The organism is Cellulomonas sp. JZ18 (assembly GCF_009720485.1).
GTDB lineage: Bacteria > Actinomycetota > Actinomycetes > Actinomycetales > Cellulomonadaceae > Cellulomonas.
This window is the reverse complement of record NZ_CP045245.1, coordinates 2,734,733-2,756,745: the sequence shown is the minus strand read 5'-3', so window position 1 is coordinate 2,756,745 and position 22,013 is coordinate 2,734,733. Positions and strand designations below refer to the sequence as shown.

At 75.4% G+C, this 22,013-nt stretch carries 20 protein-coding genes and 2 pseudogenes; 7 read left to right on the top strand and 15 right to left on the bottom strand.

Annotated features, from left to right (window positions below):
- Positions 1-5: 5 nt before the first annotated feature.
- The 3 genes and pseudogenes from rsgA to GC089_RS12535 form a co-directional block, all read right to left on the bottom strand.
- Positions 6-1,079 (bottom strand): ribosome small subunit-dependent GTPase A, encoded by a 1,074-nt coding sequence (gene rsgA / locus GC089_RS12545; protein WP_155377946.1) that lies wholly within the window; start codon positions 1,077-1,079, stop codon positions 6-8.
- 19 nt (positions 1,080-1,098) lie between these two features.
- A pseudogene (gene aroA, locus GC089_RS12540) lies at positions 1,099-2,388 on the bottom strand (3-phosphoshikimate 1-carboxyvinyltransferase); the annotation flags it as partial.
- A 70-nt stretch (positions 2,389-2,458) separates the two neighbouring features.
- Positions 2,459-3,004: a DoxX family protein gene (locus GC089_RS12535; RefSeq protein ID WP_155377945.1), complete on the bottom strand. Its 546-nt coding sequence runs from the start codon at positions 3,002-3,004 to the stop codon at positions 2,459-2,461.
- 157 nt (positions 3,005-3,161) lie between these two features.
- On the opposite strand from GC089_RS12535, the gene GC089_RS12530 reads away from it, so the two are divergent.
- Together GC089_RS12530 and rsrA are read left to right on the top strand one after the other, a co-directional pair.
- Entirely contained in the window at positions 3,162-3,923 is a 762-nt protein-coding gene (locus GC089_RS12530) for a sigma-70 family RNA polymerase sigma factor (protein ID WP_370514000.1), read from the top strand.
- Positions 3,920-4,249 (top strand): mycothiol system anti-sigma-R factor, encoded by a 330-nt coding sequence (gene rsrA / locus GC089_RS12525; protein ID WP_155377943.1) that lies wholly within the window; start codon positions 3,920-3,922, stop codon positions 4,247-4,249. The genes GC089_RS12530 and rsrA overlap by 4 nt, the downstream gene beginning before the upstream one ends.
- 104 nt (positions 4,250-4,353) lie before the next feature.
- Here the strand turns inward: rsrA and GC089_RS20135 are convergent, their stop codons facing one another.
- Complete coding sequence (locus GC089_RS20135; RefSeq protein ID WP_099052597.1) at positions 4,354-4,428, bottom strand: 50S ribosomal protein bL37; 75 nt, start codon at positions 4,426-4,428, stop codon at positions 4,354-4,356.
- Between the two features lie 202 nt (positions 4,429-4,630).
- Between GC089_RS20135 and GC089_RS12520 the strand changes: the two genes are divergently transcribed.
- Positions 4,631-5,716: a type IV pilus twitching motility protein PilT gene (locus GC089_RS12520; RefSeq protein ID WP_155377942.1), complete on the top strand. Its 1,086-nt coding sequence runs from the start codon at positions 4,631-4,633 to the stop codon at positions 5,714-5,716.
- A gap of 32 nt (positions 5,717-5,748) precedes the next feature.
- Here the strand turns inward: GC089_RS12520 and GC089_RS12515 are convergent, their stop codons facing one another.
- Together GC089_RS12515 and GC089_RS18470 are read right to left on the bottom strand one after the other, a co-directional pair.
- Positions 5,749-6,348 carry a GDSL-type esterase/lipase family protein gene (locus GC089_RS12515; RefSeq protein ID WP_155377941.1) on the bottom strand — a complete coding sequence of 200 codons (600 nt, stop codon included), beginning with the start codon at positions 6,346-6,348 and terminating at the stop codon, positions 5,749-5,751.
- A 110-nt stretch (positions 6,349-6,458) separates the two neighbouring features.
- Entirely contained in the window at positions 6,459-6,632 is a 174-nt protein-coding gene (locus GC089_RS18470; protein ID WP_196250700.1) for a hypothetical protein, read from the bottom strand.
- Between the two features lie 94 nt (positions 6,633-6,726).
- Here GC089_RS18470 and GC089_RS12510 point away from each other — a divergent pair, with 94 nt between their 5' ends.
- Positions 6,727-7,713, top strand: coding sequence for a GlxA family transcriptional regulator (locus GC089_RS12510; RefSeq protein WP_155377940.1), 987 nt, complete (start codon positions 6,727-6,729; stop codon positions 7,711-7,713).
- A gap of 141 nt (positions 7,714-7,854) precedes the next feature.
- On the opposite strand, the gene GC089_RS12505 is transcribed toward GC089_RS12510, so the two are convergent.
- The 6 genes and pseudogenes from GC089_RS12505 to GC089_RS12485 form a co-directional block, all read right to left on the bottom strand.
- Complete coding sequence (locus GC089_RS12505) at positions 7,855-11,721, bottom strand: multifunctional oxoglutarate decarboxylase/oxoglutarate dehydrogenase thiamine pyrophosphate-binding subunit/dihydrolipoyllysine-residue succinyltransferase subunit (protein WP_155377939.1); 3,867 nt, start codon at positions 11,719-11,721, stop codon at positions 7,855-7,857.
- A gap of 234 nt (positions 11,722-11,955) precedes the next feature.
- Positions 11,956-12,777: an ABC transporter permease subunit gene (locus GC089_RS12500; protein WP_155377938.1), complete on the bottom strand. Its 822-nt coding sequence runs from the start codon at positions 12,775-12,777 to the stop codon at positions 11,956-11,958.
- Complete coding sequence (locus tag GC089_RS20130) at positions 12,777-13,319, bottom strand: AAA family ATPase (RefSeq protein WP_370513999.1); 543 nt, start codon at positions 13,317-13,319, stop codon at positions 12,777-12,779. The genes GC089_RS12500 and GC089_RS20130 overlap by 1 nt, the downstream gene beginning before the upstream one ends.
- Positions 13,320-13,417: 98 nt before the next feature.
- Positions 13,418-13,750 (bottom strand): annotated as a pseudogene (locus tag GC089_RS20125) (ATP-binding cassette domain-containing protein); the annotation flags it as partial.
- 9 nt (positions 13,751-13,759) lie between these two features.
- Positions 13,760-14,875, bottom strand: coding sequence for a cell wall metabolism sensor histidine kinase WalK (locus GC089_RS12490; protein WP_155377937.1), 1,116 nt, complete (start codon positions 14,873-14,875; stop codon positions 13,760-13,762).
- Complete coding sequence (locus GC089_RS12485; RefSeq protein ID WP_155377936.1) at positions 14,872-15,624, bottom strand: response regulator transcription factor; 753 nt, start codon at positions 15,622-15,624, stop codon at positions 14,872-14,874. The genes GC089_RS12490 and GC089_RS12485 overlap by 4 nt, the downstream gene beginning before the upstream one ends.
- 301 nt (positions 15,625-15,925) lie before the next feature.
- Here GC089_RS12485 and GC089_RS12480 point away from each other — a divergent pair, with 301 nt between their 5' ends.
- The 3 genes from GC089_RS12480 (at position 15,926) to GC089_RS12470 (ending at position 19,382) form a co-directional block, all read left to right on the top strand.
- Complete coding sequence (locus GC089_RS12480) at positions 15,926-17,245, top strand: hemolysin family protein (protein WP_196250914.1); 1,320 nt, start codon at positions 15,926-15,928, stop codon at positions 17,243-17,245.
- A complete protein-coding gene (locus GC089_RS12475; RefSeq protein ID WP_155377934.1) occupies positions 17,245-18,288 on the top strand; it encodes a hemolysin family protein in 1,044 nt (347 codons plus the stop codon). Before GC089_RS12480 ends, GC089_RS12475 begins: the two co-directional genes overlap by 1 nt.
- A 224-nt stretch (positions 18,289-18,512) precedes the next feature.
- Positions 18,513-19,382 carry a M15 family metallopeptidase gene (locus tag GC089_RS12470; protein ID WP_155377933.1) on the top strand — a complete coding sequence of 290 codons (870 nt, stop codon included), beginning with the start codon at positions 18,513-18,515 and terminating at the stop codon, positions 19,380-19,382.
- An 83-nt stretch (positions 19,383-19,465) separates the two neighbouring features.
- On the opposite strand, the gene GC089_RS12465 is transcribed toward GC089_RS12470, so the two are convergent.
- Genes GC089_RS12465 through GC089_RS18465 form a run of 3 tightly spaced genes read right to left on the bottom strand, consistent with a single transcriptional unit; the run spans position 19,466 to position 21,949 of the window.
- Positions 19,466-20,374 carry an aldose 1-epimerase family protein gene (locus GC089_RS12465; protein WP_155377932.1) on the bottom strand — a complete coding sequence of 303 codons (909 nt, stop codon included), beginning with the start codon at positions 20,372-20,374 and terminating at the stop codon, positions 19,466-19,468.
- A 4-nt stretch (positions 20,375-20,378) separates the two neighbouring features.
- Positions 20,379-20,834, bottom strand: a complete 456-nt coding sequence (locus GC089_RS12460) for an NUDIX hydrolase (protein ID WP_196250699.1) — start codon at positions 20,832-20,834, stop codon at positions 20,379-20,381.
- Entirely contained in the window at positions 20,831-21,949 is a 1,119-nt protein-coding gene (locus GC089_RS18465; protein ID WP_196250698.1) for a glycosyltransferase, read from the bottom strand. Before GC089_RS18465 ends, GC089_RS12460 begins: the two co-directional genes overlap by 4 nt.
- Positions 21,950-22,013: the final 64 nt, after the last annotated feature.

Here is a 22,013-nt window from a genome sequence, read left to right as displayed (position 1 = left end):
TCGCGTCAGCGGACCGGCTCCTCGGGCTCGGCCGTCCCGAGCCGGCTCACCAGCAGGCGGCGGAACGAGTCGACCCGCGCCGTGCGGGCGTCGCGCGTCGCGTCGTCCGGCGCGGCGGCGACCCAGTCGTCGAGCGCGCAGTCGGGGGAGTCCGCGAGGTGGGTGCACCCGCGGGGGCAGTCGCGGGCGACGTCCGCGAGGTCGGCGAACGCGCCGACGAGCCGCTCGGGCTCGACGTGCGCGAGCCCGAACGACCGCACGCCGGGCGTGTCGACGACCCACGTGGGCGACGACGTCCCCGGCACCTCGAGCGCGACGGCCGACGTCGACGTGTGCCGGCCCCGGCCCGTGACGTCGTTGACGACGCCGGTGGCGCGGTGCGCGTCCGGCACGAGCGCGTTGACGAGCGTCGACTTGCCCACGCCCGAGTGCCCCACGAGCACGGACACGCGCCCGTCGAGGGCCGCGAGCAGCGCGTCGAGGCCGACGACGCGCCGCTCGCCCGTCACCGGGTCGTCCTCCCGCCGCGTCACGACGACGTCCACCCCGATGGGCGCGTACATCGCGACGAGCTCGTCGGGGGACGCCAGGTCGGCCTTGGTCAACGCGAGGAGCACGTCCATCCCGGCGTCGTAGGCCGCGACGACGCACCGGTCGATCATCCGGGTGCGCGGCTCCGGGTCGGCGAGCGCCGTGACGACCACCAGGCGGTCGGCGTTGGCGACGATGACGCGCTCGACGGGGTCGGTGTCGTCCGCCGTGCGACGCAGCACGGTCCGGCGTGCGCCGATCCGCACGATCCGCGCGAGGGTGTCCTTCGCGCCCGTGGTGTCGCCGACCACGTCGACCCGGTCGCCCGGCACGACGCGCTCGCGCCCCAGCTCGCGGGCCTTCATCGCGACGACGCGCGTCTCGTCCGGCGTCCCCGGCTCGACCAGGACCGTGTACCGGCCGCGGTCGACCGCGACGACCATCGCGGAGCGGGCGTCCTCGTGCGCGGGGCGCTGCTTGGTGCGGGGACGCGACCCACGGCCGGGACGGACCCGCACGTCGCGCTCGTCCCAGCGCCGCTCGGGCATCAGGCGGTGGCCCCGCGTGCGCCCCGGCGAGCATGCCCGACCACAGGTCGACGAAGCCGGGCAGCGTCTTGGCCGTCGTCGCGACGTCCTCGACGCGGACGCCGGGCACCCGCAGGCCGACGAGCGCGCCGGCCGTCGCCATGCGGTGGTCGGCGTAGGACCGCCACGTCGCGGCGTGCAGCGGGCGCGGCGTGATCACGAGCCCGTCGGCGGTCTGCTCCGCCTGGCCGCCGATCCTCGTGATCTCGGCCGCGAGCGCCGCCAGCCGGTCGGTCTCGTGCCCGCGCAGGTGCCCGATGCCGCGCAGCCGCGTGGGGGAGTCCGCGAGCGCCGCGAGCGCGGCGATCGTCGGTGCGAGCTCGCCCGCCGCGTGCAGGTCGAGGTCGACGCCGCGCACCTCGCCCGTGCCGGTGACGGTGAGCACGTCGGCGTCGAGCGAGGCGACCGCGCCCATGCGCGTGAGGATGTCGGGCAGGAGCGCACCCGGCTGCGTCGTCGCCGCCGGCCAGCCCGGCACGCGGACCCGCCCACCGGCCACGAGCGCGGCGCACAGGAAGGGTGCGGCGTTCGACAGGTCGGGCTCGACGCGCACGTCGCGGCCCGCGACCGGACCCGGCTCGACGCGCCAGATCTCGGGGCGCGAGTCGTCCACGGCGACGCCGGCGGCGCGCAGCACGTCCACCGTCATGGCGATGTGCGGCAGGCTCGGCAGGGTCGCGCCGGTGTGCCGCACCGTCAGCCCCTGCTCGTACCGCGCGGCGGCGAGCAGCAGGCCGGAGACGAACTGGCTCGACGCGGACGCGTCGACGTCGACCTGGCCGCCCCGCAGGCCGCCGCGGCCGTGCACCGTGACGGGGAGGAAGCCGGGCTCGCCGTGCCACTCGAGCCGCACGCCGAGCGCCTGCAGGGCGGCGAGCACCGGGGCCATCGGACGCACGCGCGCGTGCGCGTCGCCGTCGAACCGGACGGGCCCGTCCGCCAGCGCGGCGACCGGGGGGAGGAACCGCATCACCGTCCCGGCCAGGCCGCAGTCGACCTCGACACCGCCGCGCACGGGCCCGGGGACCACCGTCCAGTCGGCGCCGTCCTCCTCGACGCGCGCCCCGAGGGCGCGCAGCGCCGCCGCCATGAGGTGGGTGTCGCGGCTGGCGAGCACCCCGCGCAGCCGGCTCGGGCCGTCCCCGAGGGCGGCGAGCACGAGGTACCGGTTCGACAGCGACTTGGAGCCGGGCACCTCCACCGTGGCGTCGAGCGGTCCGGACGCCGTGGGGGCGTCCCAGAGGGCGGGCGCGGGGGTGGAGGAGGTCATGACGGCAGGCTAGCGGCGCGCACCCGGGCCGTGCCGGGGCGTCCGGGCGCGGGCGTCGGGGCCGCGGCCGTCACGCGTCGGCGTGCCTGGCCGTCCACCGGGCGCGCGCCTCGCGCAGGTGCGCACGGTCGGCGCGCGCGTGCTGCACGCGCCAGCCCAGGCCCGGCCGCCCCTCGAGGTCGGCGCCCGCGAGCAGCGCGCCGCCCGTGAAGCCGACGGCCCGCACGAGCCGCTCGGTGCGCTCCCGCTCCTCCTGCTCCGAGCGCTTGGGCCCCAGCGGCAGGTTGACCAGCACGACGGGCAGCGTGAGCGCGGCGAGCGCGAGGGACGCCGCGCGCGGTGCGCGGCCGACGGCGAGCGCGGCGGCCGCGACGACGAGCGCGGCACCGTGCACGCGGGCGACGGTGGCGAGCTGCTCGTCGCTCACGCGGCCCTCGAGCGCGTCCCCGACGGGGCCGGACACCCGGGCGGACGCGTCCTCGGGGAGCCGCGAGCGCAGCCCGTCGAGCGCGTCGCGCACGATCCGGGCGTGGCCGTGGGGATGGCGCAGCGCGTCGAGGCCCTGCGAGACGAACCAGGTGGCGAACATCGGACGGGCGGCGCGGCGCAGCAGCACGGGTTCCTCCGGGCGCAGGGACGGGTGGACGTCCTCACGCTAGCCGCGCGTCCCGCCGACGGCGCGTCGGACGAGCGCGGGCCCGGCGGCGGCCGGTCGGCGGGCCCGGCGTGCACGCGCGGGAATGTGCGCGGCGGTGGGCGGCGTTGACCCGGGCATGAGCGTGCTCCTCCAGGCCGGTGCGACGGGACCCGTCGTCGTCGGCCCGCCCCTGCCCGTGGCGGGTCACCCGTTCCCGTCCCTCCCGGGTGCCGCCCGGGACGGAGCACTAGGCTCGTGGACGATGAGCGACGACACCGCGGGCACCACCAGGGCGCCCGAGACCGAGGACGACGCGGCTCGCACCGACCGGTTCGAGGCCGAGGCGCTGGTCCACCTGGACCAGCTCTACGGCGCTGCCCTGCGCATGACGCGCAACCCGGCCGACGCGGAGGACCTCGTCCAGGAGACCTTCACGAAGGCGTTCGCGGCCTTCCACCAGTACCGGCCGGGCACGAACCTCAAGGCGTGGCTGTACCGGATCCTGACGAACACGTACATCAACTCCTACCGCAAGAAGCAGCGCGAGCCGCAGCAGTCCCGGTCGGAGGAGATCGAGGACTGGCAGCTCGCGCGGGCGGAGTCCCACACGTCGACCGGGCTGCGCTCGGCCGAGGCCGAGGCGCTGGACCACCTGCCCGACTCGGACGTCAAGGACGCGCTGCAGCGCATCCCGGAGGACTTCCGGATCGCGGTGTACCTCGCCGACGTCGAGGGCTTCGCCTACAAGGAGATCGCGGAGATCATGGGGACGCCGATCGGGACCGTGATGTCCCGGCTGCACCGCGGGCGCTCGCAGCTGCGCGAGATGCTGTCCGACTACGCGCGCGAGCGCGGGCTGGCCGGCGCGGCCCCTGCGGGACCGGAGGGCGCACGATGAGCACGTTCGAGGACGAGCGCGCCGAGGCCCCGGCGCCGCCCGCGGCACCGTCCGCCGACCCGTGCGGCGGGGACGTGCGCTGCAGCGAGGCCGTGGCCCGGCTGTGGGAGTACGTGGACTCCGAGCTCGGCGAGCTCGACCACGAGCGGATCGCCGCGCACCTCGCGGAGTGCCGCCCGTGCCTGGAGGAGGAGCACGTCGAGGTCGTCATGAAGCAGTTGGTGCGCCGCTGCTGCCAGGAGGAGGCCCCGGCCACCCTGCGGCTGCGGATCCACGAGCAGATCACGGTGCTGCGCCTGCGGGCCGCCGCGGGCCCCGACGCCTGAGAGCGCGTCCCCCGGAGGACCGCCGCCCGCGCGACCGCACCCCGGCACGACGAGGGCCCCGGAGCACGTGCTCCGGGGCCCTCGTACGTCGTGGCGTCGAACGCTCAGGCGTTGGGACGCTTGCCGTGGTTCGCGGCGTTGCCCTTGCGGGAACGGCGCTTGCGGCCGCGCTTGCTCATCGCTGGTCTCCTCGGGTCGTGCGGGCGCGCGCACGCGGGCACGCACCATGGGTCGGCCCATCGTCCCACACCCCGCGCCCCGTCCGCGCCGCACCCGTGCCGCGCTCGCGCGGGGAGGGGGCAGCGGGGGCGGGCCGGCGCGCGCCGAGCGCCCCCGCCGGCCGGGCTCAAGTGCGGCCCCCGACGGCCCGATGACACCTGCGTGGCAGAGACCCAGTCCGTGATCCCGTTCCTGCACGCGCTGGTCAGCACGAACGGCTCCGACCTGCACTGCAAGGTCGGCTCGGCGCCGCGCGTGCGCGTCGACGGCCGCCTGCGCAAGCTGCAGGCCCCCGACCTGCGGCCCGCCGACACCGAGCGCATGCTCGACGAGGTGCTGCCGGACGACCTCGTGGAGACGTTCCGCACCACCAAGGAGGCGGACTTCGCCTACTCGGTGCCCGGCGTGGGGCGCTTCCGCGTCAACGCCTACCAGGCGCGCGGTACGTACGGGCTGGTCTTCCGCCGCGTCGGCGTCGGGGCGCAGTCGCTGACCGAGCTGGGCCTGCCGGAGGTCGTCGGGGAGCTCGCCCTCGAGCCGCGCGGCCTCGTGCTCGTCACGGGCCCCACGGGCTCGGGCAAGACGACGACGCTGGCGTCGATGGTCGACCTCATCAACACGCTGCGCGAGGTCAACATCGTCACCATCGAGGACCCGATCGAGATCCTGCACGCGGACAAGCGCGCCATCGTGTCGCAGCGCGAGGTGCGCCAGGACACCGAGAACTTCACGGTCGCGCTGCGCGCCGCGATGCGCCAGGACCCGGACGTGATCCTCGTGGGCGAGATGCGGGACGTGGAGACGGTGCGGGCCGCGCTGTCCGCCGCCGAGACGGGCCACCTCGTGCTGTCGACGCTGCACACGATCGACGCCGCCGAGACCGTCAACCGCATCGTCGACTTCTTCCCGCCCCACGAGCAGAAGCAGGTGCGCATCGCGCTCGCGCAGGCGCTGCGGGGCATCGTGTCCCAGCGTCTGCTGCGCCGCGCCGACGGCACGGGCCGGGTGTCGGCCATCGAGGTCATGGTCAACACCGGCCGGACGGCCGAGGCGATCATCGAGCCGCAGGAGAACCCCCCGATCACGGAGCTGATCAAGGAGGGGGACTTCTACAAGATGCAGACCTTCGACCAGCACCTGTTCACGCTCGTGCGCGACGCGGTCGTCACGTACGAGGACGCGCTGGCCGTCGCGTCGAACCCGCACGACCTCACGCTGGAGCTGCGCTCGGCGGGGCTGGTCGGCTGACCCGGCGCGGGGCGGGGCCGCGCCCGGCGGCGTCAGGCGTCGTCGGGCAGGCCCAGCCAGGCGTGCCAGCCCGTGTGCAGCACGAGCCACGCCATGAGGCCGTAGCCGGCCTGCCCGGGCAGGTGCGCGGGCGAGGTCGCCATGTCCGCGAGCCACTGGTCGTGGGCGGCGAGCGGCGTGTACATGTCCACGTAGGGGACCCGGCGGCGCGCGGCGACGTCCCCGAGCGCGGCCGAGAGCTCGGCGATCTTGTCGCCGTCCTCCGGTGCGCCGGGCGGCGGGCCGACGACGAACGCCGGGATGCGGCGCTGCTCGGCGACGTCGAGCACGTTGGCGAGGTTGAGCCGGCTGCGCGCGAGCGAGAGCCCGGCGGTCACGTCGGCGCGTCCGATGCCCACGACGAGCCGGTTGTCGGCGTCCGGCGCCAGGCGCCGCGAGACCTCCGGGTCCCAGCGCACGCCGAGCTCGGTGCTGTTCTCACCGGGCACGGCCAGCGTGAGCACGGTCAGCGGGTGGTCCGGTGCCGGCGTGCGCGCGGCCACGCGGCCGACCCAGCCGAGACCCCGGGGGTCCCCGGCGCCCGCGACCAGCTCGTCCCCGATGACCGCGAGCCGGAGCGGCAGCTCACCCACGTCCCGTCCTCCTGCCTCGTCCGTGCGCGCGACGACCGCCGGCGCTGCGGGACAGTCTCGCAGCAGCGCGGGCCGGGTGCGTGCTCGTCCGGGCGGGGCGTGTCCGCGGGTCAGTCGCGCGTGCCCACCGGCACGGACGACCAGCCGTCGCGGTGGTCGGCCCAGGCCTCGTGGGAGGCGGGCGGGCGGCGGTCGCCGAGGCCGTCGCGCGTGACGAGGCGCCAGAGCCAGCCGAGCCAGGCGGCGAGCGCGAGGAGCGAGAGCACGAGCCAGAGGATGTCCATGGCAGAGATCCTGCGACCGTGCATGATGCTGCCACGAGTGGCGGGAAGGACGTCGACCGTCGACATCCTGCCAACGTCGTGCGACCCTCGTCACGTGCTGCACTCCGTCGCCGTCCTCGCGCTGCCGAACGCCGCCCCCTTCGAGCTGGGCACCGCCTGCGAGGTGTTCGGCATCGACCGCTCCGACACGGGCGGGCCGACGTTCGACTTCCGGGTCTGCGGGCCGACGCCGGGCGTGCCGCTGCCGACCAAGGGCGGGTTCTCCGTCGTGGTCGAGCACGGGCTCGAGGCGACGCGCGACGTCGACCTCGTGGTCGTGCCGGCCTACGGCGCCGAGCCCGCCCGGCTCGGCGAGGACGTGCTGCAGGCGCTGCGCGACGCCCACGACCGCGGTGCCTGGCTGCTGAGCATCTGCAGCGGGGCGTTCGCGCTGGGGGAGGCGGGGCTGCTCGACGGGCGTCGGTGCACCACCCACTGGATGCACGCGGCCGAGCTGGCCGCGCGCTTCCCGACGGCCACGGTCGACCCGTCCGTGCTGTTCGTGGAGGACGGGCGGGTGATCACCGGGGCGGGCACCGCCGCCGGCATCGACGCCTGCCTGCACCTCGTGCGACGCGAGCTCGGCGGTGCCGCCGCGACGGCGATCGCCCGCCGCATGGTCGTCCCCCCGCAGCGCGACGGCGGTCAGGCGCAGTACATCGACATGCCGCTGCCGGAGGCGGACACCCTCGCGCCGCTGCTGACGTGGATGTCGGAGCACCTCGACGCGGAGCTGACCGTGCCCGTGCTCGCCGCCCGGGCGCTCATGTCCCCGCGCACCTTCGCGCGCCGGTTCCGCGCGGAGACGGGGACGACGCCGGCGGCCTGGCTCGCGCGCCAGCGCGTCGCCCGCGCCCAGGAGCTGCTCGAGCGCACCGACGTGCCGGTCGACGAGGTCGCCCGCCTGTGCGGCCTGGGGTCCGCGGCCCAGCTGCGCCACCACTTCGCCCGCACGCTGGGCACGAGCCCGCAGGCCTACCGCCGGCGCTTCGCGAGCACCGCCGACGCCCCGGCGCCGCACCGCTCGCTCGTCGACGCCTGAGCGCGCAGGCCCGGGGCACGCCGGCCCTCGTCCGGCGCCCGGTACGACGATGCCCGCTACGACGACGCCCGGTACGACGACGCCCGGTACGACGACGCCCCGGCACCCGCGGGGAGCGGGGCCGGGGCGTCGGTGCGTCGGTCAGCGGCGGAAGGCCGCGTCCACGAGCTCCTTCTGCTCCGCCGCGTGCTTCTTGGCCGACCCGGCGGCGGGCGACGCCGACTCCGGGCGCGAGACCACGCGCAGCGGGCGCTCGGCGAGCTGCGGCAGGTGCGAGGACATGTACGTCCACGGGCCCTGGTTCTGCGGCTCGTCCTGCACCCACACCAGCTCGGCGCCGTCGAACGGGGCCAGCGCCTCGCGGATCGCCTCCGGCTCGAGCGGGTAGAGCTGCTCGAACCGCACGATGGCCGTCTGCTGGTCGCCCGACGCCGCGCGGTGCGCGAGCAGGTCCCAGTAGACCTTGCCCGAGCACAGGAGCACGCGGGTCACCTGGTCCGCCTTCGCCGCCGCGAGCTCGTCGCCCACCACGGTGCGGAACGTGCCGGACGTGAAGTCCTCGACCTTCGAGGTCGCCGACTTCAGGCGCAGCATCGACTTGGGCGTGAACACCACCAGCGGACGACGCGGGCGCCGGTACGCCTGGCGGCGCAGCAGGTGGAAGTACGACGCGGGCGTCGACGGCTGGGCGACCGTCATGTTCTCCTCGGCCGCGAGCTGCAGGAAGCGCTCGATGCGCGCGGACGAGTGGTCCGGCCCCTGGCCCTCGTAGCCGTGGGGGAGCAGCAGGACGACGGACGAGCGCTGGCCCCACTTCTGCTCGGCGGACGAGATGAACTCGTCGATCACCGTCTGCGCGCCGTTGACGAAGTCGCCGAACTGCGCCTCCCACAGCACGAGCGCGTCCGGACGCTCCACGGAGTAGCCGTACTCGAAGCCGAGCGCCGCGTACTCCGACAGCGACGAGTCGTACACCCAGAACTTCGCCTGGTCGCCCGACAGGTACAGCAGCGGCGTCCACTCGGCACCGGTCTCGCGGTCGTGCAGGACGGCGTGCCGCTGCACGAACGTGCCGCGGCGCGAGTCCTGCCCGGCGAGCCGCACGGGCGTGCCCTCGACCAGCAGCGAGCCGAACGCGAGGATCTCGCCGAAGCCCCAGTCGATGCCGCCCTCGCGGCTCATCTGCTCGCGCTTGGCGAGCATCTGCGCGAGCTTCGGGTGCACCGTGAAGCCCTCGGGGGCCCGCACGTGCGCCTGGCCGATGCGCTCGAGCACCGACGCCGGCACGGCGGTCTGCCAGCCGACCATGACGCCGGCGTCCTCCTGCTGCGACTCCGGCCGCTCGAGCCCCGCGACCGTCTCGACCTCGCCCTGGGGCGCGGTCCAGCCGTCCTCACGGGTCTCGGTGAACACCCGCTCCAGCTGGGCCTGGTAGTCGCGCAGCGCCTGCTCGGCGTCCTCCAGCGTGATGTCGCCGCGGGCGACGAGGGTCTCGGTGTAGAGCTTGCGGACCGAGCGCTTGGCCTCGATGAGGTTGTACATGAGCGGCTGCGTCATCGACGGGTCGTCGCCCTCGTTGTGGCCGCGACGGCGGTAGCAGACCATGTCGATGACGACGTCCCGCGCGAACTGCTCGCGGTACTCGAACGCGAGCTCCGCGACGCGCACGCACGCCTCCGGGTCGTCCCCGTTGACGTGGAAGACCGGCACCTGCAGGCCCTTGACCACGTCGGTCGCGTACTGGGACGAGCGCGAGGACGACGGCCCGGTCGTGAAGCCGACCTGGTTGTTGACGATCACGTGGATCGTGCCGCCCGTGCGGTAGCCGCGCAGCTGCGCGAGGTTGAGCGTCTCGAAGACCACGCCCTGGCCCGCGAACGCCGCGTCGCCGTGGATGAGGATCGGCAGCACGGAGAAGCCGTCCCCGCCGAGGTCGATGCGGTCCTGCTTGGCGCGCACGATGCCCTCGAGCACCGGGTCGACCGCCTCGAGGTGCGACGGGTTGGCCGCCAGGTACACCGCGGTCGTCGCCCCGGACTCGGCGGTGAACGTGCCCTCGGTGCCGAGGTGGTACTTCACGTCGCCCGAGCCCTGCACCGACTTCGGGTCCTGGTTGCCCTCGAACTCGCTGAAGATCTGGCCGTAGGACTTGCCGGCGATGTTCGCGAGCACGTTGAGGCGGCCGCGGTGCGCCATGCCGATGCCGACCTCGTCGAGGCCGCCGTTGGCCGCCTTCGACAGGATCGCGTCGAGCAGCGGGATCAGCGACTCGCCGCCCTCGAGCGAGAAGCGCTTCTGGCCCACGTACTTCGTCTGCAGGAACGTCTCGAACGCCTCCGCGGCGTTGAGGCGGCGCAGGATCCGCAGCTGGTCCTCGCGCGGCGTGCGCGCGTAGCCGGACTCGAGCCGCTCCTGCAGCCAGCGGCGCTGGCGCGGGTCCTGCAGGTGCATGTACTCGACGCCGATGGTGCGGCAGTACGAGTCGCGCAGCAGGCCCAGCACGTCGCGCAGCGTGGCGCGGTTCCTGCCCGTGAAGCCGCCGGTCGGGAACGTGCGGTCCAGGTCCCACAGCGTCAGGCCGTGGTTCTGCACGTCGAGGTCCGGGTGCTTGCGCTGGCGGTAGGCCAGCGGGTCGGTGTCGGCCATGAGGTGGCCGCGCGAGCGGTAGGCGTGGATGAGCTCGGCGATGCGGGCCGGCTTGATCGCCTCGGCGTCCGGGTCGTGGTCGGCGTCCCGGACCCAGCGCACGGGCTCGTACGGCACGCGCAGCGCCGCGAAGACGCGGTCGTAGAAGCCGTCCTCGCCGAGGAGCTTGCGCCCGAGGATGCGCAGGAAGTCGCCCGACTGCGCGCCCTGGATGATCCGGTGGTCGTACGTCGAGGTGATCGTGAGGACCTTCGACACGCCCATGCGGTTGAGCTGCTCGGCGGACGTGCCGGCGAACTCCGCCGGGTAGTCCATCGCGCCGACGCCCACGATCGTGCCCTGGCCCTGCATGAGGCGCGGCACCGAGTGGACGGTGCCGATCGTGCCCGGGTTCGTCAGCGAGATCGTCGTCCCGGCGAAGTCCTCGACCGTGAGCTTGCCGTTGCGCGCCCGGCGCACGACGTCCTCGTAGGCCGTCCAGAACTGCGCGAAGTCGAGCGTCTCCGCCTTCTTGATCGACGGCACGAGCAGCTGGCGCGAGCCGTCGGGCTTGGCGAGGTCGATCGCGAGGCCGAGGTTGACGTGCGCGGGCTGCAGCACGCCCGGCTTGCCGTCGACCAGCGTGTACGAGGCGTTCATCGCCGGCATCTCGCCCAGCGCCTCGACGAGCGCGAACCCGATGAGGTGCGTGAACGACACCTTGCCGCCGCGTCCGCGGGACAGGTGGTTGTTGATGACGATGCGGTTGTCGACCATCAGCTTGGCCGGCACCGCGCGGACCGACGTCGCCGTCGGCACCTCGAGCGAGGCCTCCATGTTGGTGACCACGCGGGCGGCGGGGCCGCGCAGCTTCTGCACGTCGTCGACCGGCTCGACCTCGTCGTCGGTGCGCCGCGTCGCCGCGACCTCGGCGTACGGGGCGGTGGCGGGCTGCGCCGTCGCGACGGGGGAGGGGGTCGCCACGACGTCGCGCGGGGCGGCACCGGGCGTGCGGTCGACCTGCCGGGCCTGCGGCTCCGGGGCGGCACCGGACGGCTGCCTGGGCCGCGACGGCGTCGCCGGCGCGGCGGGAGCGGCCGGCGCGCTCGCGGCGGGGGCGGGCGGTGCGGCAGGGGCGGCCGAGGTGCCGTTCGCCGGGGTGCCCGGCGGCGCCGCGGGGGCGGAGGAGCCGTCGGCCGCGGGGGCCTGCCGGCCGTCGCCCGCGGGGGACGGCGTCCCCGGCTGGTAGCCCTCGAAGAAGTCCCACCACGCGGGGTCCACCGCGTTCCGGTCCTTCTTGTACTGCTCGTACAGCTCGTCCACGAGCCACTCGTTCGCGCCGAAGTCGGCACGGGTGGGGTCGGACTGCGCCTTCTGGGTCACGCTGGGATCGCCCACTTCCGGTGCGCGGTACCGGGACCGCGCCGTCGCCAGTTCTGTTGACGACAACACTACGTGCTCCCGGCACCGGCGACCGAGCCGGCGAGGCCCGTCCGAGGGGATCTGCGCGACCTCTTCACCCGGCTGCCGGGCGGCGGTCAACGACCGGGAAAGCGCCGGTCCCTGGGGACCAAAGACCCGGTCGGAGACGCACCAGGAGCGGTCCGGCGAGCGTCGTCAGCCGACGTCGCGGCGCAGCGTCGTCAGGCGTCCGAGCGCCGCCAGGACGACCGCGTAGCCGAGCAGCACGAGCAGCCCCTGCCACGCCGGCAGCAGGGGCACGCCCGCGGCCTCCGAGTAGAAGCTGCCGCCCGAGATCGCCTCGCCCGCGGCGCCCGGCAGGTAGCGCGCGACGTCCTGCCCCCAGCTCGTGAGCCCGAGCACCACGCGCAGCACGGGCTCGAGGAACTGCGTGAACGCGAGGATGACGACGACCGCGGCGACCTGGTTGGTCAGCACGGTGCCCAGGGCGACCCCGACGACGGCCCAGACCGCCAGCGCGAGCGCCGACAGCGCGAGCGTGCCCCACGTGCCGGCGTCGTCGAGACCGGTGGGCTCGCCGAGCAGCCCCAGCACGAGCGCGCCCGTCCCGGCGGACGCCGCCGTGCCCACCACGCCGAACAGCACGCCCGCGGCCGCGCCGACCACGAGCTTGGCGACGAGGACGACGTCGCGGCGCGGCTCGAGCAGGAACGTGGGCGTGACGGTGCGGTGCCGGAACTCGGTGGTCACCGCCAGCGTGCCGACGACCAGCGGGAACGCGTACCCGAACGTGACCGCGATCGTGTACACGGTGCGCACGACGCCGGACGGGTCGAGGCCGCCCTCGGCACCGCCGGGCCCGCCCGGCACCGCCGGACCGGTCCCGGCGCCCTGGGACACGGCCCACGCCATGACGGCCGAGAGGAACGCCATGTAGACCACCATGACGAGCAGCAGCACCCACCACAGGCGGGTCGTGACGAGCTTGCGGTACTCGGTCCGCAGCGCCGCCCCCATCAGGCGGCCCGCCCCGTCGCCGGGGCGCCGGCCGCGGCGGGCGGCTGCTCGACGAGGTCGAGGAAGAGCTGCTCGAGCCCCGCGCCGACGGCCGCGAGCTCGTGCAGCTCCACGCCCGCCGCGAACGCCGCGGCACCGACCTCCGCGGGCGTGACGTCGTGCACCTCGACCGTGAGCGGTCCGGCGGTCGTCGCGGTCGGTGCGGCCGTCGACCAGCCCGCGCGCACCACCAGGTCCGCGAGGCGGGCGCCGTCGGGGGACGTCGCGCGCACGCGCGGGCGCGCCAGGCGGGCGAGGTCGGCGAGCGACGAGGCGTGCACCAGGCGGCCGCGGGCGATGACGACGACGTCGTCCACGGTCTGCTGCACCTCCGAGAGCACGTGCGAGGACACGAGCACGGTCCGGCCCTCGGCCGCGAGCGCGCGCAGGAAGCCGCGCAGCCACGCGATGCCCTCCGGGTCCAGCCCGTTGGCGGGCTCGTCCAGCAGGAGGACCGGCGGGTCCCCGAGGAGGGTCGTGGCGAGCGCGAGCCGCTGCCGCATGCCGAGGGAGTACCCGCCGACGCGCCGGTCGGCGGCCCCGAGAGGCCGACCAGGTCGAGCACCTCACGCGCACGGGCGTCGCCGACGCCCGCCTGCGGCGCGTACACCCGCAGGTGGTCCAGACCCGTGCGCCCGGGGTGGAAGCTGCTGGCCTCGAGGGCGGCGCCCACGACCGTGGCCGGCCGGCGCAGCCGCCGGTACGGGACCTCGCCGATCGTCGCCGTGCCGGACGTGGGGCGGACCAGGCCGAGCAGCATGCGCAGGGTCGTCGTCTTGCCGGCGCCGTTCGGCCCGAGGAAGCCGGTGACGCGGCCGGGCAGCACGTCGATCGTCAGGTCCTCGACGGCGCGCACCTGGCCGAAGTGCTTCGTGAGGTGGCGCAGGCGCACCGTCCGGTCGTCCGCAGACCCGGCGGGGGCGGCGTGGCTCATGCGCCGACCCTAGCGGCGTGCCCCCGGCCGGGGCAGGGTGCGCCGGTCGCGGCCCGACGGCAGCGTCACGCGCATCGTGCAGCCGGTCGCGGTGTCGGCGACCTCGACGTGCCCGCCGTGCAGCTCGACCGCCCACCGCACGATGGACAGCCCCAGCCCGGTCCCGCCGGTCGAGCCCTGGCCCGTCCGGGCCGGCGTGTTGCCGCGCACGAACCGCTCGAAGACGTGCGCGCGCTGGTCGCGCGCGATGCCCGGGCCGTGGTCGACCACGTCGATCCGCACGTCGGAGCCGACCCGGCTCGCCTCGATGCGGATCTCGTCGCCCGGCGGGGAGTGGCGCGCCGCGTTGTGCAGCAGGTTGGCGACGACCTGGTGCAGGCGCTCGGGGTCGGCCGGCACCGTGAGGTCCGGCGGGTCGACGTCGACCGCGAAGGTCAGCGACTTCTGCGCACCGACGAGGCTCGCCTCGTCCGCGGCCTGCCCCAGCAGCTGGGCGAGCTCGACCTCCTCCACCCGCAGGGGCACCGCCCCCGCCTCGACCCGGGACAGGTCGAGCAGCGACGACACCAGCCGGGACAGCCGCTCCGTCTGCGCGAGCGCGGTCTGCAGCGTCGCCGGGTCGGGCTCGCTCACGCCGTCGACCATGTTCTCCAGCTGGGCCTGCAGCGCCGTGACGGGCGTGCGCAGCTCGTGCGAGACGTTCGCGACGAGCTCGCGCCGGAACGTGTCGAGCTGCTGCAGGTCGTCCGCCATCGTGTTGAACGCGTCGGCGAGCTGGCCCACCTCGTCCCGGCTGGTCGACCGCACCCGGCGGCTGTAGTCGCCCGCGGCCATCGCGCGGGCCGCCGCCGTCATCTCGCGCAGCGGGGACGTCATGCCCCGCGCGAGCAGCTGGGTGAGGGCGAGGGAGAGGACGATCGCGATCGGCAGCGTCCGGCTGGGGCCGAGGGCCTGGCGGTAGCCGATCCAGATGATGAGCGCGGCGAGCGTCACGGTGGCGGCGACGAGCACGCCGAGCTTGATCTTGATGCTGCGCAGGCGGTCGAGCGGGCGCACGTCGGGCAGCTGCCAGCCCCGCGCGCCGTCGCGGGCGTGGCGCGCCTCGGGGCCCGTCGGCCCGCTCACGCGTCCGGCGGCCCGTCGGCCGCGTCGTCGCCGGCGGGCTCGAACGCGTACCCGACCCCGTGCACCGTGCGGATGAGGTCCGCGCCGAGCTTGCGCCGCAGCGCCTTCACGTGGGAGTCGACCGTGCGCGTGCCGCTCGCGTCCACCCAGTCCCAGACGTCGGCCAGGAGCTTCTCGCGCGTGAGCACGGTGCGCGGGGTCTGCGCGAGGGTCAGCAGCAGGTCGAACTCCGTCGGCGTCAGGTGGACCTCGCGGTCCGCGCGCAGCACGCGCCGCTGCGCGCGGTCGATGGTCACGTCGCCCGCGACGAGCGGCGGGTCGGGCTGCTGCGCCGCCGCGAGCTCGGCGGCGCGGGCGGCCCGCTCGGTGCGCCGCAGCAGCACCTTGGTGCGGGCCACGAGCTCGCGCATCGAGAAGGGCTTCGTCATGTAGTCGTCCGCGCCGACGCCGAGACCGACGAGCATGTCCGTCTCGTCGTCGCGCGCGGTGAGCATGAGCACCGGGACCGGCCGCTCGGCCTGGATGCGGCGGCAGACCTCCAGCCCGTCGATCCCGGGGAGCATGACGTCGAGCACGACGACGTCGGGCTGCAGCCGCGCGGCCGCGGACACACCGGCGAAGCCGTCGCCCACCGACTCCACGTGCCAGCCCTCGGCCGACAGGCGGTGCACGATGGCCTGCGCGATCGCCGGCTCGTCCTCCACCACGAGGACCGTCGTGGCGCCCGGCTGCTGCCCGCTGTTCACCATGGGGTCAGGGTGGCACACGCGTGCGCGCCCTTCCCCGCGGGACGGCACGCGCGGCGCGTCCGTAGGATGGTCGCCACCATGAGCAGCTCAAGTCGCTGCCGGCGTCGCGTCACCCCCCACCCCGCACCGCCCCGGGTCGTCCCCGGGCACCGCGGACGACCCCGTCCCGGGGTCGGGGGCGGGACGCGACCGTGCCGGCCACCCCCGCCCCGCCGCGCGCGTACCTGCGCGGCCCCGGCACCGCCACCCGGTGCCCCGTCCCGGCCGCGCCGCCGGGACCCGCACCCCTGCGGGGGTGCCCGTGCTGACCGACTGGCTGCTCGTCGGCCTGGGCGTCCTGCTCACGGTCGGCACCGCGGTCTTCGTCGCGGCGGAGTTCGCGCTCGTCACGCTCGACCCCAACCTGGTCGAGCAGCAGGAGGGGCAGGACGACGCGCGGGGCCGCGCGGTCGTGCGGGCGCTGCGACGCCTGTCGACCCAGCTGTCCGGTGCGCAGGTCGGCATCACGCTCACCACCGTCCTGCTGGGCTACACGACGCAGCCGGCGGTCGTGCGCCTGCTGGGGGCGCCGCTCGAGTCCTCGGGCCTCGACCGCGCCGTCGCGGGAGCCGTCGCGGGTGCGCTCGCGATCCTCCTCGTCAACGGGTTCTCCATGCTGTTCGGCGAGCTGGTGCCGAAGAACTTCGCCATCGCGAGCCCGCTCGGCACCGCCCGCCTCGTCGCGCCGCTGCAGGTCGGGTTCACGACCGCGCTGCGCGCCGTCATCGCCCTGACGAACGGGACGGCCAACGCGCTGCTGCGCCGGGTCGGCGTCGAGCCGCGCGAGGAGCTGTCGGGGGCGCGGTCGCCCGCCGAGCTGGCCTCCCTCGTGCGTCGCTCGGCGGAGCAGGGGACGCTCGACGCGTCGACCGCGACCCTGCTCACCAACTCCATCGACTTCTCGCGCCTGACGGCGGTCGACGTCATGACCGACCGCACCCGCATGGTCGCGGTCCGCCGGGACGACGACACGGCGGCCGACGTCATGGCCTTGGCGCGGCAGACGGGCCACTCGCGCTTCCCCGTCATCGGCGACTCCGCGGACGACGTCGTCGGTCTCGTGCACCTGCGCAAGGCGATGGCCGTGCCGCACGACCGCCGCGCCGAGGTGCCGGCGGCGGCGCTCATGGTCGAGGCGCCGCGCGTGCCCGAGACCGTGGGCCTCGGCCCGCTGCTCGTCGAGCTGCGCGCCCAGGGCCTGCAGATGGCGGTGGTCGTCGACGAGTACGGCGGCACGTCGGGCGTCGTGACGCTCGAGGACGTCGTCGAGGAGCTCGTCGGCGAGGTCGCGGACGAGCACGACCGCACCCGCAGCACGCTCGCGCGCCGCGCCGACGGCGCGTGGGTGCTGCCGGGCGTGCTGCGCCCGGACGAGCTGCACGAGGCGACCGGGCTGCGCGTGCCCGACGAGGGCCCGTACGAGACGCTCGGCGGCCTGCTCATGGCCCGGCTGGGTCGCATCCCGGTGGAGGGGGACGAGGTCGTGGAGGGCGTCGTGCGGCTGCACGTCGAGCGGATGGACGGGCGGCGCGTGGAGCGCGTGCGCGTCGAGGCCGTCGCGACCGAGGAGGCGGGGGCCTGATGGACAGCACCCTGGCGCTCCTGCTCGCGGTCGTGCTGCTCGCGGCCAACGCGTTCTTCGTCGGTGCCGAGTTCGCGCTCATGTCGGCGCGGCGCTCGTCGGTCGAGCCGCTCGCCGAGGCGGGGGACAAGCGCGCCGTCACCGTGCTGTGGGCCATGGAGCACGTGTCCCTCATGCTCGCGGCCGCGCAGCTCGGCATCACCGTGTGCTCCACGAGCCTCGGCCTCGTCGCCGAGCCCGCGATCGCGCACCTCATCGAGGACCCCCTGCACGCCCTCGGCGTGCCGGACGCGCTCACACACCCGATCGCGTTCGTCATCGCGCTGCTCGTCGTCGTCTACCTGCACGTGGTGCTCGGCGAGATGGTGCCGAAGAACCTGGCCGTGGCGGGCCCCGACCGCGCCGTGCTGGTGTTCGGCCCTGCGCTCGTGTGGGTCGCCCGCGTGCTGCGCCCGGTGATCTCGACGCTGAACTGGCTGGCGAACCACGTGCTGCGGGCCTTCCGCGTCGAGCCGCAGGACGAGGTGTCCTCCGCGTTCACCGCGGAGGAGGTGCAGCACATCGTCGAGCGGTCCCAGGCCGAGGGGCTGCTGGCCGACGAGCAGGGCCTGCTGGCCGGTGCCATCGAGTTCTCCGACCGCACCGCCGCCGAGGTGATGGTGCCGGTCGACGAGCTCGTGACGGTGACCGAGGGCAGCACGCCCGACGACATCGAGCACCTCGTCGCCCGGACCGGCTTCAGCCGGTTCCCCGTCGCGGACGCCGCGGGGACGCCCACGGGCTACCTGCACATCAAGGACGTGCTCTACGCGGACGACGTCTCGCGCACCCTGCCGGTGCCGACGTGGCGGGTGCGCACCCTCGCCGTCGTCGCCCCGGACGACGAGGTGGAGACCGCGCTCGCCGCCATGCAGCGCTCGGGGTCGCACCTGGCGCGCGTGGACGCGGACGGGCGGGCCGTCGGCGTGGTCTTCCTCGAGGACATCCTCGAGGAGCTCGTCGGCGAGGTGCGCGACGCGATGCAGCGCGGGCAGCTGCACTGACGCGGGGTGCCGGCACCGCGCCCGACCCGCGGGCGGTGCCGGCACCCGGGCGTGTGACCTTCGTCCGTGGGGCCCGGCGTGTCGTCCGGCGTGTCGTCCGCTGTGTCCGGTTCTGGGTCGGCATGCCCCCGGATCGGGGCCTTGGACGCCGTGCCGACGGGCCGTTATGGTTCCGTGACCGCACAGCCAGGTGCAGGTGAACGGTGGGGACGGACGGAGGTGTCGTGGGGTCGCACGCAGCGGAGCCGACGACCCGGACCCGCCGTTCCCTCCGTGAGCAGGAGGCCTCCCGCAGCCGTTCGCGCCGCGTCGAGGTGCCGGCCGCGCAGGCGCCGGTCGACGCCCTCCCGGTGGCCGCGCACGGCGACGCGTCGCCCGCCCGCCGCCGGTCCACGACGGTGGTCGGCCGCCTCGGGGTCCTCGCCGCGCTCGTCGGCGTGACCGTGGTCGTCCCGGTGTCGCAGAGCGTCGCCGAGGGCGAGATCGTCATCGGGCCCACCGCCGACCCGGACTACCCGACCACCGTCAGCGCGCTCACCGCGCTGCCGCTGTCGGACCTGCCGCCGTCCTCGCTCATGTCGGCCGACGGCTCGGTGCGACTGCGCTCGCAGCTGGACGTCTCGCGCGCGGCCGAGCGCTCGTCGCTGCCCGGCTGCGACGGCACGGCCCGCCCCACGGGGGCGAACGGCCAGCTGTCCACCGAGGACCTGTGCACCCTGTGGGACGGCGTGACGCAGATCCGCGCCGACGCGGCCGTCGCGCTCGCGGACCTCAACCAGGCGTACGTCGCCCGCTTCGGCACCGACATCTGCCTCACCGACGGCTACCGCACGCTCGCGGAGCAGCGGGCCGTCAAGGCGCAGAAGGGCGGCCTCGCGGCGACGCCCGGCAAGAGCAACCACGGCTGGGGCCTGGCGGTCGACCTGTGCGGTCTGCAGAACAACAGCACCCGGTTCGCGTGGATGAACGAGAACGCGCCCGTGTACGGGTGGGAGAACCCCACGTGGGCGAAGCGCGGCGGCTCCGGCCCGTACGAGCCGTGGCACTGGGAGTACATCAAGGGCGTCAAGGCCGACGGCGAGTTCTACGGCTGACGCCTGCGCCCCCCGACGGGGACGGACGTGACGAGGGCCGGCGGTGCAGGTGCACCGCCGGCCCTCGGTCCGTCCGGGTCGGGTCAGACGAGCCCGACGCCCCAGCGGGCCTCGTGCGCCGTGCCGGGCTCGAGCTCGACGAGCAGGTCGCACGTGCGGAACGCGTCGGCGATGCAGGACATCGGCTCGGCGGCGACGCCGCCGCGCTCGATGCCCTCCAGGCCGTCGCCCGTGCACACCTGCCAGGCGGGGAGGGTCTCGTCGGCCCACATCGCGACCGTGCGGCCGTCGGCGCCGGTGAGGCGGATCCACGACAGGCCGTCGGCGTCGCGGATCGGCTCGAGCCAGGCGTCGTCCAGCACGACACCCGCCAGCGGCTTCGGCTCGCGCAGGTCGAAGACGCCGGCGACCGCCTCGCTGCCCGTGGGCAGGAGGCGGTTGTCCACCGTGACGTGCCGCGCCGCGTCGACCTGGAGCGTGCACTCGTCGACGGTGCCGGGGCCGGGGGAGAGCCACGGGTGGAAGCCGACGCCGTACGGCGCGACGTCCTCGCCGAGGTTCGTGGCGACCGTGGTGACGTCGAGCCCGCGCTCGGTGAGCCGGTACGTCACCTCGACGCGCACGGGCCACGGGTAGCCCGGGGTCGGCACGAGGTCGTGGCGCAGCGTGAGCGCCTCGGCCGACTGCTCGACCGCGTCGAACCGCGCCCACGCCACGAGGCCGTGGATCGCCACGCCGCGCGGCGGCTCGCTCAGGTGCAGCTGGTAGGTCTTCCCGCGGTAGCCGTAGACGCCGTCGCGGACGCGGTTGGGCCACGGGGCCAGCACCGCGCCGGAGAAGGCCGGGGCGAGGGACTCGGCGGCGAACGGCAGGACGACGTCGCGGTCACCCACGCGGTACTCGCGGATGCTCGCGCCGACGGACGTGATGACGGCGACCTGGTCGCCGAGCCGCAGCTCGTGCTGGTCGCCGGTGGGGTAGGGACTGGTCACGGGTTCACCGTAGCGGGGGGCGCTGCTCCTGCCGCGCGCCGAGCCACGCGAGCGCGGCGCCGGCACTCCGGACGAGGACGTCCCCGTGGCCCCGCCGACGGTTGTCCTCGACGAACGCGTCGAGCGCCGTCACCAGCGCCACCGCGTCCGCCTTGCCCGGCTCGGCGCGCGGTACGCCCGGCCCGACCCGCGTGATGGCGCCGAGCTCGCGGCAGGCCCGCCCGTCGCCGTCCTCGAAGCGGACGTCGCTCACCCACGGGCCCACCTCGGTGGCGACGAGCCCCGTCTCCTCGAGCACCTCGCGCCGGACGGCGTCCTCGAGCGACTCGCCGGCCTCGACCGCGCCACCCACGACGTCCCAGGCCCCGGGGAGGAACGTCCGCGTCGCGGCGCGCCGCTGCAGGAGCAGCGCACCGTCGAGCACGACGAGGGCGGCGACGTGCGTGACGGCGCCGCTCACCGCACCGCCCCGGTGGGGAGCGGGTCCGACGGCCGGGACGCCGCGGACGGCACCCGCGCGACGTCGCGCACGCGGGACCATGCGCGCCGCGGGGTGTACTGCGCGTACTCGGCAGCCAGTGCGTGGGCGCGCTCCCGCACCGAGGGGTCGGCCAGCAGGGCGTCCAGCGAGCGCCGCACCGCGACGACGTCGGCGGCTCCGGCGGACGACGTCTGCGCCTGCCATGTCAGCCGGGACACGTCGATGCCGTCCAGGACGGCGCGCATGGAGCCGAGGCGCGCCGCCTTGTGCGCGTTCGCGTACCGCTCCGGGCTCAGGTCGGGCACCACGAGGCAGGGCACACCGGCCTGCGCCATGTGCAGCAGGGTGCCGTGCCCGCCGTGCACCACCGCGGCGGCGGGGAGCGGGCCTCGCGTCCCCGTGACGTCCCAGCTCTCGGCGACGTGCGCCCCCTGCAGCTCCGGCGCGGCGGCGAGCGCGCGGGCCTCGGCGCGCGAACCGGTGGCGACGTGCACGCGCGGGAGCAGGTCGGCGAACGCCGCGCGGAACGCCGCGAGGTCGCTGCGGGAGGAGAGGGTCTTGTAGAACAGCAGGGCGTCCGGCGCCGGCGCCTGCGCCGCCGACCCGGCACCGGAGAACCCCGTGAGCGGACCGACGAACGTCACGTGGTGCCGGAACGGCTCGGGCACGTCGTCGGACTCGGGCGTGCCGGGGACGACGACCCCCGCGTCGACGACCACCTCGCGCGGGTCGTCGTGCGCCCACGTGAGCCCGTGCTCGCGCAGCGCGGTCGTGAGCGCGACGCCGACGTCGTCCCACAGCTCCTCGCGGCGCGCGCGGCCGGGGTAGACGTACCCCGGGAAGTCCATGTCCTGGACCACCGCGGTGGCGCGCCTGCCCTCCATGCCGGCGGCCACGGTCATGCTGAGACGGCTGTCGACCACCACGAGGTCGGCCTCCGCCTCGCGCAGCGCGACGCGGTCGTGACCGATGGCGCTCAGCCAGTACCCGGGGTCCGACCACACGAGCCACGGGTCGAGGGCGGCGTACCAGTCCGCGTAGCGCATCGTGCGCAGCCCCCGCGTGCGGACGAGCTCCTCCTGCTCGTCGTCCATCACCAGAACGCACGCACGCGCACCCGCGGCCTCGGCGTGCGAGGCCAGCACGGCCATTCGTACG